Below are 14,517 nucleotides of genomic sequence, written 5' to 3' on the forward strand. Positions count from 1 at the left end.
GTATCATCTATTTATCGCAATATACTCATTAAATTGACACATTTCATTTCTATATTAGAATTATAGTATGGAAATATGAGGAGGATCACGATGGAACATAACATTTTACAAGTCATTGCATTAGCAGAAAAACTAAAATATGAAATGCGACATAGTTGGCTTTCTAACGGACGTCAAGAAAGTGTTGCTGAACATACGTGGCGTATGTCCCTAATGGCTATCTTAGTTGAGCCTTATTTGGATCAAAAAGTAAATATAGAAAAATTACTTAAAATGGTTATTATTCATGACCTTGTCGAAGCAGAAGCTGGTGATATTCCTGCCTTTGATACGATGAATAGCCGTGAATTACAATTACAAAAACAGAAAAATGAGCTAGAGGCCATTTTAAATATTAAACGTACACTAGAAGGTCCTCTCGGCGTGGAATTATACGATTTATGGATGGAGTTCGAAGCGAAAGAAACGTATGAAGCAAAAGTTGCTAACGCACTTGATAAACTTGAAGTGAAAATTCAGCATAACGAAGCTGATATTGATACTTGGTTACCAATTGAGCATAAAATGACTTTCCAAGTTGGTAAACATACAGATTTTGACTCTTTCTTATCTAAATTACAAAAAATCATTGAACAAGACGGAGAAAAAAAATTACTCGCTGCCGGCATTGACGTTGAAGCATGCAAACAGTAACCATTTAATTATGAAATAAGACACTCAAAATGAGTGTCTTATTTCATAATTGTTGATATTGCCTGCTTATAAATAAGTTGTTGTTTTCCATCTACTAATATTAATACTGTAAATCTATCTACTCCAACTACTTCCCCTACTATTCTTACTCCGCTCTTTAGAAATATAGTAACTGCACCTTTTTCTTCTTTTATTTGTTTATACAACTCTTCTTGTAAATGTTCCAATAACTGTTCTCTCCTTGATCAGTAAATAACCCTAATATAAAAAATTAAAGATTAATCACTTACATACTTTGTCTTTTATATTCATAAACTTATTAATTATTATATCTAAATCTCGACTAAATAACAAAACTTTATCATGATCTAATCCATGCCTAGCAACAAGTTGAATTAACTCTTTCTTTTTGTGTTCTATTTTATTGTGTAATTGTCCCATCTCCATCTCTATACTAAAACTCCCTTTTCCCATAATATTACTTGTAAAATTATAGTACATTTCCACTCATAAAAAAATAAAAAAATGGCTTTTTTTACAAATTTTATATTTATGAAAAGAAATTTTAATGTAATTGTAAGTTACATACCCCTTTCATTTGCAATACATTCACCTAGTATACACTTCCATATTGTTTTACCATTTTTAAAAAAGCGCTATGAAACAAAGTAAATATCACATTTAAATCCGATCACAGGCTCTTGTCTAATTAGAAGTAAGACTTGCTCCTTTTCTAAATAAAAACATATCTTATAAAGTAATCCATTAGTTATATAGATTAATTTCCTAAAAAGGAGGAAAAAACATGAGCTTTGGTGGTAGTTGCGCTGGTTTCGGCGGTGGATTTGCTTTACTCATCGTGCTATTCATCCTTCTAATCATTATCGGATGTAGCTGTTGGGGTGGCGGCGGAGGGTTTTAAATATAATACGTATCCTTTTCGCTAAACTCTAAATGAATGAAATATGTTAACTAAAAACTATACGAAAACAGCTCATATTTGAGCTGTTTTTTCATACTTTCGTATGAATTTATGTCCATCTTTTTTGTGATTTCAACTAACAAGAAATCGTTTACTATGGAATAAGAAACATTTTTACTAAGGAGGATTATAATGATTAAAGGTCTTTATGAGGCACATTTACCTGTCTGTAATTTAGAAATTTCGATACCTTTTTATGAATCACTGGGGTTAAAATTATATAAAAGAGACAACGATATCGCCTTCTTTTGGATTGTAGAAAATGAAAGTTGGATTGGTCTTTGGGAAGGAAAAGAATACAAAGTCAATTATCATCCATCCTTACGACATATCGCTTTCCAAGTAAGCTTACACGATTTAGAAAACGCAATACACTGGCTCAAACAGAAAGGAATTCCAGCGCGAAAAGACTTTGGAATGGAGCCAATTGAGCCAATCGTTTTTCCAGAATTAGCACACGCCTCCGTATATTTTAACGATCCTGATGGAAATAGTTTAGAATTCATTGCACAATTACCTGTTGGACTACCTAAAGCAGAGAAAATGTATTTAAGTGAATGGAAAAAGCATGTACAAACATCGCCAATAGATAGGGATTAATTTTTATGTCAGTGCAATCAGTTTCTTATTCCACACTTCTTAGAACAAATAAAAACTTTAAAAAACTATTTTATGGTCAAACATTAAGTGTACTTGGGGATTGGTTTCATACTGTCGCTTTATTAACACTCGTCTATAGCATAACAGAATCTTCATTTATGTTAGCACTCACCTTTATGAGCAAAGGGTTACCTCAACTTCTTCTGAGCCCATTCATAGGCGGAATTGTAGACCGTTTTTCAAAAAAGAAAATTATGATTTTTACCGATAGTTTACGAGGAATTATCGTCCTCACTTATTTATTAGCATTCTACAAAATTGAAATTATTTTCGTTTCTAATATATGCTTATCAGTACTCTCTTGCTTATTCGAGCCTGCTAAGCAATCAACTCTAAAAAATATCGTACATCAAAAGCATTTCGTAACCGCTAACTCTCTTTCTAGTACAATCAATGGTTTTATGTCTATTATGGGAGCTTCTTTAGGTGGGCTCATTGCACAATCTTTAAGTATCGAGATTGCCTTTTTTATTAATAGCCTATCATACTTTATTTCAGCCTATATTATTTATAAAATAAAGATCCCTTCTCGTGACACTTTTAGCAAGAAAAAAGCGTTTTTCACTGATATAAAAGATGGTTATACATACATATTACAAAGCAAAATTATTTTAACATTAATTCTTGTCGGCATTTCATGGGGCATTATTGGAGGTGCCTATCAGTTACTTCTAACAATCTATGCCGAAAGAATCTTCCACACTAACATTGGTATTTTATATGCGGTTCAAGGGGCTGGACTTATGATTGGCAGTCTCTTCGTTAATCTTTATATGTCTAAAAATGAAGACAAAATGAAAAGAGCATTTGGTTGGGCCTATTTACTACAAGGAATTTTCTTTCTCGGATTCATTCTATCCGATCAACTTATTATCGGTATCATTACATTACTCTGTATGCGTATAGCAGGAGGAATCATCGTTCCACTTGATACGACATTACTACAAACGTATACGCAAGAAAACATGATTGGTAAAGTTTTTTCATTTCATTATTCCATCTACGGATCGCTTATTCAGTTATCTATGTTTATTACAGGATGGTTTTTAGAAATCCTTTCTCCTCAAGTGATTGGTAGCTTGTTAGCTATATGCTGTATTTTTGTTAGTTTTATATGGCTTTTCTTGTTTTATCGTGGGGAACTTAGTGAAGAACCTATTGATAATCAATAGCTCCTCGCTAATTTTTATTTGATACCATTCATTAATGCTGAGTAACAATAAAATTGTTTAAAAATGTAAGTAATACTATTTGAGAAGAAACTAAATATTTATGTTAAAATAAAAGTGAGATTGTGAAGTATTACACTTAATCTATAGGCTCGAATCAGTTAAATTCGATTTTCATAGTGAAAAAATATTTATTGAATTTGATTAAATAGGGGGCTATTTTGGGGACTACATTAATTTTCATATGTATTATATTGGTGGCTTCTGTTTTGCAAACAAGTACAGGTTTTGGCTTTTCCATAATGGCAACACCTTTCTTACTAATGTTATTCTTACCACAAGAAGCTATACAAATTAATATTATTTTATCATTAGTTATTTCAATATCACTCATTTGGAAAATAAGAATGGACATTGACTTTATTCTACTGAAAAGGTTAACTATTGGAAGTATAGTTGGTGTGCCTTTTGGTATTTTACTCTTCATTTCCATTAATATAACCGCTTTTAAATTAGCAATTAGCATCCTGCTCTTACTATTAACATTGATGCTAATATGCAACTTTAAGGTTAAATCAACACCATTTAGAGATTTTATAGTTGGTGGATTATCAGGGCTTTTAACGACCAGTATCGGTATGCCAGGAACACCCCTGTTACTTTACTTTACAGGAACTGATACGAAAAAAGAGAAGTTGAGAGCAACTACTTTAGCTTTTTATCTATTTATATATTTCATTAGTCTACTAACTCAAATACTCTTTACTGGCACTAACAAAACAATTTGGGAATCAAGTTTTTATGCAATTCCAATCGTATTTCTAGGTTTGTTTATAGGCCAAATTATTTTCAAATGGCTTAATCAACGGATTTTCAAAATATTTACATATATCCTTTTGAGTTGTACAGGTATTTATCTTTTACTTGAAAGTTTGGATGTATTATAAATACGTTTTTCAAGATAAAAGGTGCTTTAAATTGTGCAATAATAAATAGATTTAAACGAAATTATTGTTGTATTTTTAAATGCAGTGGAGTATTTCAAATCAAAAATTAAACAAATTTATTTTAACCCCGTCTTAAAATCAGAACGGGGTTATACGTGTTTTAAGTTTTTAAATTAAATAACTTTATTGTCAGTTTACAATTAGTAATCCCACTGATGATTCTTTCGTGAGAAGAATATTTTAAAGCTACAAGTTCATCAATAGAATACTAACTAAACCATAAAAAGCGGCTATTATGCCGCTTTTTACATTAAATATTTTAAAAATAAAAGACCGGATGTTACTATGACAAGAACATTGAAATAAATCATCCAGCCTTTCTCAAAATCTTTATATTTCTCTTCTTTTACTCCATGCTGTTTTAATTTCATAATAATCATAGCTAGTTCCTGTTCGTGCTCTATACTTCTAAATTGTATATATTTTTTATTATATTTAATCCCGTATACGTTTTTCATTTTTTTATGTTGTGAAATTGCTTGAATATCTTCTATTAACATACTGTATTCATTTACCTTTTTAAAATAACAATCTAATCCTTTCATCAGCAACCTTTTATTTGTTAAAACGATATAATAGTAAAAAGTTGCACCTACAGTATAAATATTCGGTATTACTTTTGTATTTACCATGCATCCCTCTTCTACTAACAGTTCCTTCTCAATTTCTTCATCTTCTTGTAACTCTTCGCGAATTGATTCTTCAAGCATTTGTAAAGTTAATTTTTTTAGCAGTTCACCATTTCTCACATAATACTTATCTATATTTATAGACTCATTCGCTTCTTTCTCTAAACTTGTAATTTCTTCTTCTGAATATTGGAGCTCATTTAACATCGATAATAGTCTTTTATCCATATTACACACTCCCCTTCCACAGTTTTTGAAGTTTTTTCTTCCCTCGAGAAATTCCATTATATATATAATCCGCTGTTACTTTTAATTCTTTTGCAATATCGTCAATGGAATATCCATCAATATACCTCTTTAAAAAGATATATCGATCCTTTTTATTTAAATCTTGCACTATTTCCATAATCTCTTCTTCTTGTTCTATTTCATAACTATCATGGATACCTTTATCTATTTCTACGTCTTTATCCATTTTGTTCTCTCTATATACTTTCTTTTTATATTCCAATGCCTTTAATTTAGTAATACCAATCATCCAAGATTTTAAGTTTCCCTTTTCTATATCAAATTGGTCAATATTAAACCAAATGACAGTAAATACATCGTTATAACAATCATCCACATATTGTTTCTCAATAGGGGTACTTAATGATTTATGAATAATATATAAAATTAATTTTCCATATTGATCAATGACTTCTTTCAAAGCATCTTGATCACGTTTTTTCATAGCTATAATTAAATCCTCTTCAGAATTGAAAATCATAAACATCATCCTTCCTCAGTTCCCCTTTAGCAGCTGCTTTTACTTACTATTGGCATTTCATTCTCATTTTCTATCACTTTTGTAAAAATTTATTAATTTTTATTTCTATATATATGATAGCAAACAAAATACATTTCTCCTCAAAAAAAAGACAAACCCACATCTCAGGTTTGTCTTTTACTCATTTTTTATTTAATCCTTTCTCACTTAAAAACTCTTTCATATGCATTCTCTTCTCTTTTGACATAAATGTGCTCATTGATTCCGTCCATGTTACGTTTTTTTGATTTGACGATCTTTCTTTGTAATACGCACTCATCGTTTCATCATATTCGTTTAATAATTCATCATATTTCTTTTCATCGTATCCATTTTCATGAAGAATGGCCGCTACCGGTAAACGTGGCTTAACTCCATGATCTTCATCTGGTACGCCAACTGTCATTCCGAATACCGGATATACTTTATCCGGTAAATGAAGCAATTCACTCACTTCTTTCGGGTTATTACGAATTCCGCCAATATAACAAATGCCGTATCCTAATGATTCAGCTGCAAGTGCTAAGTTTTGTGCAAATAATGAGGCATCTACTGTCGCTACAATAAAGTCCTCTACTCCCTCATGTTTAATTTCTGTTCCATGTTTCTCACATGCAGTTTCTAGACGTTTTAAATCCGCACAGCACACAAAGAATGCTGCGCAGTCTTTCACGTGACGATTCCCGGATAATTCAGCTAGTTTAGCCTTTAGTTCTTGATCTGTTACATATATAAGAGAATACGCCTGTACAAAATGTGAGGAAGCCGCATGCTGAGCAGCTTGCACCATTCTTTCTACTATCTCTTTTGAAATTGGTTCTTCTTTATATTTACGAACTGAAACGTGTTGCTCCATTTTATGTATCATCTCATTCATGAAAATCACTCCTTTTTTCTCTTCATAATGAAAAATTAACATATCTTTTTCATTATTCACAACTTATAAGCACGAAAAGAGCAATTCTTTGTGAATTACTCCTTTTTTAATGTCTATTAATACGGTATATGAAATTATATCGGTCGTTTCAACAAAGGATATCGACTTATCAACAAATAACGAAAGATTTATATGCTATTATGCAATTGTTGTTAAGCTGCTTTCAAAACTTTAATTCCTTTGACAATATTCCAAATGAAGTAATAAATTCCTACAAGAATAAACACTGCATACGTTATAACCATTCCAATTCCAACGCTCTCAGATTGATTGAAACTTAAACCGTATACCCCTGATAAAGCTAATCCGCCAAATAAGATTGCGTACGGGAAAATATGTGACCAAAATGCTTTTTTCGCGTGATATTTCACTTCATCTTCCGCAACGAAGTACACGATAATTGGCAGTAAAAATGGTGCAAAAAAGATACTAAAGTAACATAGCGAAGATAAAATATTATTTCCTTTCATCCGATTCACCTCTAAAGTTTTTTGTTACCTTCATTATGTCAGGAAACCACTTTAGAAACTATCGCTTTACCTTTCATGAACATGACATCTTTGTAAGATTTTTCTCAAACTAAAACCCACCTGATTCCAGGTGGATTTTAGTTTGAGTTTCATTATATTCGATTTAATAACCAATATTGTGTGATTGCTAAATATTCTCGAACGTTCGATTGAATAACAATTGGCTTCGGTGTTTTCGCCGGAAGACCTTCTAATGTCACTCCTTGTTTTTCTGCAATCTTTTTTGCTCGGAACATATGGAAATCGTTCGTTACAATCATCCCTTTTTTCATATGTTCCGGGATAAGAGGTTTTGAAAATTTAATATTTTCATCTGTGCTCGTCGAACGGTCTTCCATTATAATGCGGTCTTCTGCAATATTTTGTTCCATTAATCCTTGTTTCATCGCTAATGCTTCTGTAATATCTTCACCTTTTCCTTGGCCTCCAGATACGATAGCAATTGTTTTATCATGTGATTTTAAATACTCAGCTGCTTTATCAATACGATATTGCAATGAGTAAGATGGTTTCGTCCCATTTACTTTCGAGCCTAGTACAATTATATAATCCGCATCGTCAATTGCATTCATATGCCCATGCTTATAGATGTTATATTGTAAAAACCCCGCATACACGGCGCAAATCATTATAACAACTAAAATGTACTTAATTATTTTCTTCTTTCTCATATTCATATACTCCTATTTCCTTTACTTCCTTCATGATAATATCCATTTATTCGTTTGTATACAGATAAATTCCAATTCAGCATAAATTCCCCTCTAAAGTAATATTAATCATATCTTTGGGAATAGTAAGTACAACTTCGCACGAAGGAGTGTACATATTGCTCGTTTTTTTATGTAATGTATCGTTCTTTTTTATTTTATTTTTAATGTCACTTAAGTTATTGGGGAAATCCGCGCTAGCACAACTAACCCCTCATGATTTTGGCGCTATTATTTTTTTATCTTATTTAGCCTTTCAAGCAATACCAGTTGACGGTGCTTTACAAGCATTTTTCGGCATGGTTACCATTACATGCTTACATCTACTTCTTACAAAACTAAGCTTATTCAATAAATTAAATCGCTTTATTCTTGGGCATCCCATTATTTTAATAAAACATGGGGATATTATTTTTGAGAACTTAAAGAAAAGTAGATACCCGATTGCCGAATTACTCTCAAACCTCCGAGTAGCAGGATATCCAAGTGTTCATGAAATTGAATATGCAATTTTAGAATCAAATGGATCTATAAGTATTTTGCCAAAGAGAGAACTCGTACCATTGACTCCAAAAGATATGAATATAGATGTTAAGTATGCAGGGTTACCAATCGCTCTTATCGTTGATTCACAAATTCAATACGATAACTTAAAATTAATCCATAAAAATGAAAAGTGGTTACATGCAGAGTTAATGGAGAAAGGCGTTACAAATATTAAAAATGTGGCCTTCGCTTCTGTTCAGGAGACAGATGGATCTTTTGCGATTAGTTTAAAAGAATAAAAAAATCCCCTTAACTTGTTCAAGGGGATTTTCTTCACTATATTTCTTCTTTCTTTCCTGCCAAGTTTAATGGAACAGGATGTTTCATACGATTCATCGTAAATACAATGATTGCTGTCAATATTTCCGCTACTGGCATAACGAGCCAAATTCCATTTACACCAAATAATTTCGGCATAATCCATAACAATGGAATAATAAATAGTAAACCACGGCTCAAAATAATAAGAACTGATTTTGTCGTTTGTCGCACTGATTGGAAATACTCTCCATACACAATGTTATAGCCTAAAAATACATATTGGATAAAGAATAAACTAATACCTGTTAACGTTAACTCCAATAGTTCTGGGGATTGAACATCAAACAAACCAATTATATATTTCCCGAAGAATAAACCGACAACAATTGCTACGCCTCCGAGTACAACTGCAGTTTTTACAGCTAACCGTAATCCTTCACGCAGTCTTTCTGGTAAATTTGCACCATAGTGGAAACTAGCAATAGGTTGTAATGCGGCTCCAACACCGAAGAACAATAATAATGTCATTGCATGAATACTATTGACCATCGCATAAGAAGCGACACCTACTTCTCCTGCATATTGAACAAAAGCGATATTAAAACCAACCGTTACAATCGCTACTGTAATCTCAGTTGTAAAACTTGGGAAACCAATCACCATAATTTGTTTAACCGTATCCCATTCAAAATGGAATTTCGTCCACTTTAAAACACTACTTTTTCTAAAGAAGTGAGTTAATAATACAAGGAAACCAATTGCCGCCGAAAGAATAGTTGCTGAGGCAGCACCTGTTACGCCCCATCCAAAGATAAAGATAAAGATATAGTCAAAGATAATATTCAATACAGCTGTTACGACAAGACCTGCCATTGCTAAATTAGGATTTCCGTCATTTCGTATAAATGTGCTTAAAATATTTTCTAAAACGTATATCATTCCAAATGTTAATAACACTTGTAAATAGTCTAACGCATATGGCAAAATCACTTCATTTGCACCGAATAGATATGCTATATCTTCTATTCTCCATAAGCAAATAGCCGCTAAAACACCTACGATAATAACTGCCACTGTCATAGATTGAGTAAAAATAGACCTTGCTCTTTCCAGTTTATTTTCCCCTAGTGCAATGGAATATAACGTTGCTCCGCCCATTCCAATCCATAATGAAATAGAAAAGAAAATTGAAAACGCTGGAATAGCTACGTTTACTCCAGCCAAACCGTTCGCTCCAACTCCTCTACTAATCATGACCGCATCAATCACAATATTAACCGACATTAATACCATCCCAAGAACAGCTGGTATTAAATAAGTGATAAATAAACTTTTAATAGGTTTTTCTCTTAATTTTTCTGTTGTTTCCATCATATAAATGCTCCTTTTTCAATGCTCTGTTCACAGTTTAAACCTTCAAGTTACTTGAAGGTCAATAGAGAATCGAAAAATATATAAGCCTATTTTTTAACAACAGGTATTTGAATTTCCGTTACTTGCTCCTTCGGGTTTTCTGTTACAGACCAATCAATTAACGCAAGCTCAAGCGCATCTCCGCATACTTCGTATCCTTCGTTATCAATATGCTTTAATAATTTCGTATACGTTGCGTCTGTTTCTTCATATGGTCCATGGTGATAAGAACAAGCAAATATCCCTTCTTTTATTTCATCTGAGGTATGCAATTGAAAAGGCATGTAATCCAATAAAATAAACACACTGTTATATGCTTGAAACTCATTTTGAAGTAATGCTTTTTTGGAAACTGTTACACCGATATCTCCAGAAAATAAACTATTATCAATTTGCTTCATATTTTTTTGTAGCGAATGGATATAATATTCAAACATATCATCCGTTGTATTTGGTGCAACTGCAATCGCTGTTATTTTTCGCTTCGGTATCGTTTTATAAATAATTTGATTCGCTTCTGATTCCGTCGCTTTCTTCATTAAATGGATTTTATGTTCCATTTTTGCCAAAGCATACTCGATTTCTCTTTGCTTTTTCAGCATCATTTCTTGTTGTTTTTCAAGTAAATTCAGCGCATAAGACGGATTTCGTTCATCAATATATTTCTTTATTTCCTTTAACGGGATATTCAATTGGCGTAAAAATTTAATCGTGTCTAATAGTGAAAACTGATCAATTGTGTAATAGCGATAATTCGTTTGCGGGTCCACAATTGACGGATGAAAAATCCCTTTCTCATCATAATAACGTAATGTAGATTCCGCTATATTATGCATTTTTGCCATTTCCCCAATTGTAAAACGTTTATTTAATAACATATGCCCTTCTCCAATTCATTAAAAATGTAGCCTTATTTCTTCTTATTATATAGTGATTCCCTCCATACCTAAATCGAATCCTATCATGAAAATCTGCTATTTTTTCATTGATTTTTAGTAAATTTTATTATATATTAATTACAGGTTCAAATTACGAGTTCAAAAGAACTTGTAATCAGACCCTTTGTTTAATGGTTTTTTACATATTTTCATTAGGCAAATTCCGAGAAATCGTATGATAAAACTAAAAATGATGAGGAGAGGATTAGATGGAATTCGAATTTTTCTTTCAAATTGCACTTATTTTATTAAGTACAAAGCTCGCTGGTGACCTTAGTGTTAGATTAGGTCAACCTTCTGTACTGGGTAAATTAATTGTCGGTATCGTTATCGGTCCAGCTTTATTAGGTTGGATTGAGAATTCAGAACTTCTAACGCAATTAAGTAATGTCGGGGTTATTCTTTTAATGTTTATGGCTGGACTTGAAACAGACTTAAAAGAATTAAATGAAAACCGTAATTCTTCTTTAGCAGTCGCAATTGGAGGTATCGTTCTTCCATTTGTAGGTGGTTACGTTGCCGGTCTTGTTATGGGCATGGAACAAGGGAACGCTGTCTTTTTAGGATTACTTCTATGTGCGACAAGTGTTAGTATTTCCGTTCAAACACTTCGCGATTTAGGTAAGATGAAAACACGTGAAAGTACAACAATGCTTGGAGCAGCTGTATTTGATGACATTCTGGTTGTTATTTTATTAGCATTCGCAATGAGCTTCTTAGGTACAGATGATGTGAATTTAACAATGGTTATCTTGAAGAAAGTAGTATTCTTTGCTTCTATTATTTTAATCGGATGGAAAGGTGTTCCAGCGATTATGCGTTGGTTATCACCACTACGCGTATCTGAGTCTATCGTTAGCGCAGCACTTATCATCTGTTTCTCATTCGCATACTTCGGCGAATTATTAGGAATTGCTGGTATTATCGGTGCTTTCGCAGCTGGTATCGCTATTTCTCAAACGAACTACAAACATGAAGTAGAAAAGAAAGTAGAACCAATTGCTTACGCTATGTTCGTTCCAGTATTCTTTGTTAGTATCGGTATGAATATTACATTTGACGGTATTGGTGATCAAATTTGGTTCATCTTAGCATTAACAGTTATCGCTGTATTAACGAAACTAATCGGTTGTGGATTCGGTGCACGAATCACTGGATTTGATGCAAAGTCTTCTGCAATTATCGGTGCTGGTATGGTCTCTCGTGGTGAAGTTGCACTTATCATCGCAGGAACAGGACTTTCTTCTGGCCTATTAGCACAAGATTACTTTACAGCAATCGTTATTGTCGTTATTTTAACTACGATGATTACACCACCAATGTTAAAATACACTTTTGGTGCAAAAGATAAAGCAATGAAAGCAAGTAAATAAGTTTACTATAATAAAAGGAGATTGCTATCTTATAAGATAGCAATCTCCTTTTTCGTTTCACCTTTAAACAATCTCATTCGTCTTTAACCATTTTTCAAAAATAGTTCGTGCTTCTTCATCATCGATATCATCACGAAATGAATATACTTTTATGCCATAGTCATCTATATATTCCCCAAGTTTCATTTCCTCCACCTTTTTATAAAAATCGTCTGCCTCATATTTTGGAATATAAGCATCCCAAACTGGCTCATTTATTCTTTTGTACGCTGTCACTTCTAAATCATATCCGTCTTCATAATATCCGATGTGATAATGTTTGTTAGGATCATATTTCTCCATTAAAAGCTCCTCCTAGTAAACAAAAGCGGGCCTTATATTACAGCTCGCTCCTCTCGTTCTATTTATTAAATACGTTCCATCGCTGTCTTCAACGTTCCAACAACAAAAGCAATTTCTTCACTTGAAATAACAAGTGGCGGTGCTAATGTTAAAACGTTATTATACCCCGCTGTTGTCATACCGTTACGCCCAATAATAAGTCCTTTTTCTTTACAAGCATTTACAATACTTGCAATTTTGTCGTTATCAATTGGTTCTTTCGTCGCTTTATCATTTACTAGTTCGATTCCAACTAATAACCCTTTCCCTCTAATATTACCAACAAGCGGATGTTCCCCAATTTCTTCTTTTAATTGATTTAATAAAAGTGAACCCATTTGGGCAGAGCGCTCAATTAAATTTTCATTTTCCATAATCTCTAAGTTTTTAAGCGCTAATGCACAAGCCGCTGGATTTCCACCAAATGTATTAATATGACGGAAGAATTCATATTCCCCTGTTCCTTTAAATGCCTCATAAATTTCTTTTTTCACAGCTGTTGCTGATAATGGTAAGTATGCGCTCGTAATACCTTTTGCCATCGTAACGATATCAGGCTTAACGTCATAATTCATAAATCCAAATGCTTTTCCTGTACGCCCGAAACCACAAATAACTTCATCGCTAATAAGTAACGAACCGTGTTTTTGACACGTTTCATGAACAGCTTTCATATAGTCTTGTGGCGGCATTAAAATACCTCCGCCTGTAATAATTGGCTCCATAATAAATGCTGCTATTGTTTCGCTTAATTCCCATGTCATAACACGATCTACTTCTTTTACGCATTCTACATCATAAATATTTTGCGATTCCATTTCTGGCATGCGGTAACAATCTGGAGGCGTTACATGTAAAAACCCTGACGCAAATGGCTCATATTGGTATCTACGCTGTGCTTGTCCAGTCGCTGCCATCGTTGCCATTGTGTTTCCGTGATAACCACGATAACGTGACATAAATTTATAACGATGCGGTTCACCTTTTTGAGCATAATATTGTCTTGCTATTTTAAAAGCTGTTTCATTCGCTTCTGATCCACTATTAGAGAAGAATATAACATACTCTCCACCAAGCCACTCGTTTAACTTTTCAGCGAGCTTAATTGCTGGCTCATGTGATTGTGACATCGGAAAGTATGATAATGTTTGCAATTGCTTATAAGCTGCCTCTGCGAGCTCTTTTCTTCCGTATCCACTATTCACACACCAAAGACCACTCATACCGTCTAAGTATCTTTTCCCCTTTATATCTTCAACCCAGCACCCTTCTGCTTTTGCCCCTACCATTGTACTACTCGGGCTAAAGGGACGCATTCCATGCCAAACATATTGCTCATCTTTTGCTAATAATTCATCGGTTTGTTTTGTCTTCATCATTTCTTCCACCTTCCATAACAACTTATTTTTCACAAAGCTGCGCTGGTGCCATAATGAGTTAAATTTCTCCCTGCCTATTTTCATTCCACAAACACAAGACA

The 14,517-nt window shown here is 33.1% G+C and carries 18 protein-coding genes; 7 read left to right on the forward strand and 11 right to left on the reverse strand.

The features are described from left to right. The first annotated feature begins 90 nt into the window (after positions 1 to 90). Entirely contained in the window at positions 91 to 693 is a 603-nt protein-coding gene (locus ACE38F_RS19815) for an HD domain-containing protein (RefSeq protein WP_002012070.1), read from the forward strand. A 38-nt stretch (positions 694 to 731) separates the two neighbouring features. On the opposite strand, the gene hfq is transcribed toward ACE38F_RS19815, so the two are convergent. Beyond that, entirely contained in the window at positions 732 to 920 is a 189-nt protein-coding gene (hfq, locus tag ACE38F_RS19820) for an RNA chaperone Hfq (protein WP_002012071.1), read from the reverse strand. A gap of 55 nt (positions 921 to 975) precedes the next feature. Then, positions 976 to 1,194 (reverse strand): Spo0E family sporulation regulatory protein-aspartic acid phosphatase, encoded by a 219-nt coding sequence (locus tag ACE38F_RS19825; protein WP_375369749.1) that lies wholly within the window; start codon positions 1,192 to 1,194, stop codon positions 976 to 978. Between the two features lie 304 nt (positions 1,195 to 1,498). Here ACE38F_RS19825 and ACE38F_RS19830 point away from each other — a divergent pair, with 304 nt between their 5' ends. The 4 genes from ACE38F_RS19830 to ACE38F_RS19845 all read left to right on the forward strand — a co-directional run bounded on the left by ACE38F_RS19830 (position 1,499) and on the right by ACE38F_RS19845 (position 4,451). Beyond that, complete coding sequence (locus ACE38F_RS19830; RefSeq protein ID WP_000007805.1) at positions 1,499 to 1,615, forward strand: YjcZ family sporulation protein; 117 nt, start codon at positions 1,499 to 1,501, stop codon at positions 1,613 to 1,615. Between the two features lie 192 nt (positions 1,616 to 1,807). Further along, complete coding sequence (locus ACE38F_RS19835) at positions 1,808 to 2,275, forward strand: VOC family protein (RefSeq protein WP_033730498.1); 468 nt, start codon at positions 1,808 to 1,810, stop codon at positions 2,273 to 2,275. Between the two features lie 5 nt (positions 2,276 to 2,280). Continuing rightward, a complete protein-coding gene (locus ACE38F_RS19840; RefSeq protein WP_375369750.1) occupies positions 2,281 to 3,507 on the forward strand; it encodes an MFS transporter in 1,227 nt (408 codons plus the stop codon). A gap of 218 nt (positions 3,508 to 3,725) precedes the next feature. Next, positions 3,726 to 4,451 carry a sulfite exporter TauE/SafE family protein gene (locus ACE38F_RS19845; RefSeq protein ID WP_375369751.1) on the forward strand — a complete coding sequence of 242 codons (726 nt, stop codon included), beginning with the start codon at positions 3,726 to 3,728 and terminating at the stop codon, positions 4,449 to 4,451. A 305-nt stretch (positions 4,452 to 4,756) separates the two neighbouring features. Here ACE38F_RS19845 and ACE38F_RS19850 read toward each other — a convergent pair whose 3' ends face one another. From ACE38F_RS19850 to ACE38F_RS19870, 5 genes are all read right to left on the reverse strand, one after another. After that, positions 4,757 to 5,368, reverse strand: coding sequence for a flagellar motor switch protein FliG (locus ACE38F_RS19850; protein ID WP_375369752.1), 612 nt, complete (start codon positions 5,366 to 5,368; stop codon positions 4,757 to 4,759). 1 nt (position 5,369) lies between these two features. Beyond that, entirely contained in the window at positions 5,370 to 5,915 is a 546-nt protein-coding gene (locus ACE38F_RS19855; RefSeq protein ID WP_375369928.1) for a sigma-70 family RNA polymerase sigma factor, read from the reverse strand. 175 nt (positions 5,916 to 6,090) lie between these two features. Beyond that, positions 6,091 to 6,825 carry an oxygen-insensitive NADPH nitroreductase gene (nfsA, locus tag ACE38F_RS19860; RefSeq protein ID WP_215581202.1) on the reverse strand — a complete coding sequence of 245 codons (735 nt, stop codon included), beginning with the start codon at positions 6,823 to 6,825 and terminating at the stop codon, positions 6,091 to 6,093. A gap of 212 nt (positions 6,826 to 7,037) precedes the next feature. Further along, positions 7,038 to 7,355 carry a magnetosome magnetite crystal formation protein family gene (locus ACE38F_RS19865; RefSeq protein ID WP_002158508.1) on the reverse strand — a complete coding sequence of 106 codons (318 nt, stop codon included), beginning with the start codon at positions 7,353 to 7,355 and terminating at the stop codon, positions 7,038 to 7,040. Positions 7,356 to 7,507: 152 nt separating this feature from the next. Then, positions 7,508 to 8,086 carry a YdcF family protein gene (locus ACE38F_RS19870; RefSeq protein ID WP_341036047.1) on the reverse strand — a complete coding sequence of 193 codons (579 nt, stop codon included), beginning with the start codon at positions 8,084 to 8,086 and terminating at the stop codon, positions 7,508 to 7,510. Between the two features lie 158 nt (positions 8,087 to 8,244). Between ACE38F_RS19870 and ACE38F_RS19875 the strand changes: the two genes are divergently transcribed. After that, positions 8,245 to 8,910 (forward strand): DUF421 domain-containing protein, encoded by a 666-nt coding sequence (locus tag ACE38F_RS19875; RefSeq protein WP_341036046.1) that lies wholly within the window; start codon positions 8,245 to 8,247, stop codon positions 8,908 to 8,910. A gap of 37 nt (positions 8,911 to 8,947) precedes the next feature. On the opposite strand, the gene ACE38F_RS19880 is transcribed toward ACE38F_RS19875, so the two are convergent. Together ACE38F_RS19880 and ACE38F_RS19885 are read right to left on the reverse strand one after the other, a co-directional pair. Further along, entirely contained in the window at positions 8,948 to 10,306 is a 1,359-nt protein-coding gene (locus tag ACE38F_RS19880) for an MATE family efflux transporter (protein WP_375369753.1), read from the reverse strand. Between the two features lie 86 nt (positions 10,307 to 10,392). Next, positions 10,393 to 11,223 (reverse strand): MerR family transcriptional regulator, encoded by an 831-nt coding sequence (locus ACE38F_RS19885; RefSeq protein ID WP_002158512.1) that lies wholly within the window; start codon positions 11,221 to 11,223, stop codon positions 10,393 to 10,395. A gap of 269 nt (positions 11,224 to 11,492) precedes the next feature. On the opposite strand from ACE38F_RS19885, the gene ACE38F_RS19890 reads away from it, so the two are divergent. Continuing rightward, positions 11,493 to 12,656 (forward strand): cation:proton antiporter, encoded by a 1,164-nt coding sequence (locus ACE38F_RS19890; protein WP_375369754.1) that lies wholly within the window; start codon positions 11,493 to 11,495, stop codon positions 12,654 to 12,656. A gap of 63 nt (positions 12,657 to 12,719) precedes the next feature. On the opposite strand, the gene ACE38F_RS19895 is transcribed toward ACE38F_RS19890, so the two are convergent. Then, entirely contained in the window at positions 12,720 to 12,998 is a 279-nt protein-coding gene (locus ACE38F_RS19895; RefSeq protein WP_002201090.1) for a DUF3986 family protein, read from the reverse strand. 65 nt (positions 12,999 to 13,063) lie between these two features. Then, positions 13,064 to 14,413, reverse strand: a complete 1,350-nt coding sequence (locus tag ACE38F_RS19900; protein WP_375369755.1) for an aspartate aminotransferase family protein — start codon at positions 14,411 to 14,413, stop codon at positions 13,064 to 13,066. Positions 14,414 to 14,517: the final 104 nt, after the last annotated feature.

The sequence above is a fragment of the Bacillus altaicus genome, from assembly GCF_042136375.2.
In the GTDB taxonomy this organism is placed as follows: Bacteria; Bacillota; Bacilli; order Bacillales; family Bacillaceae_G; genus Bacillus_A; species Bacillus_A cereus_U.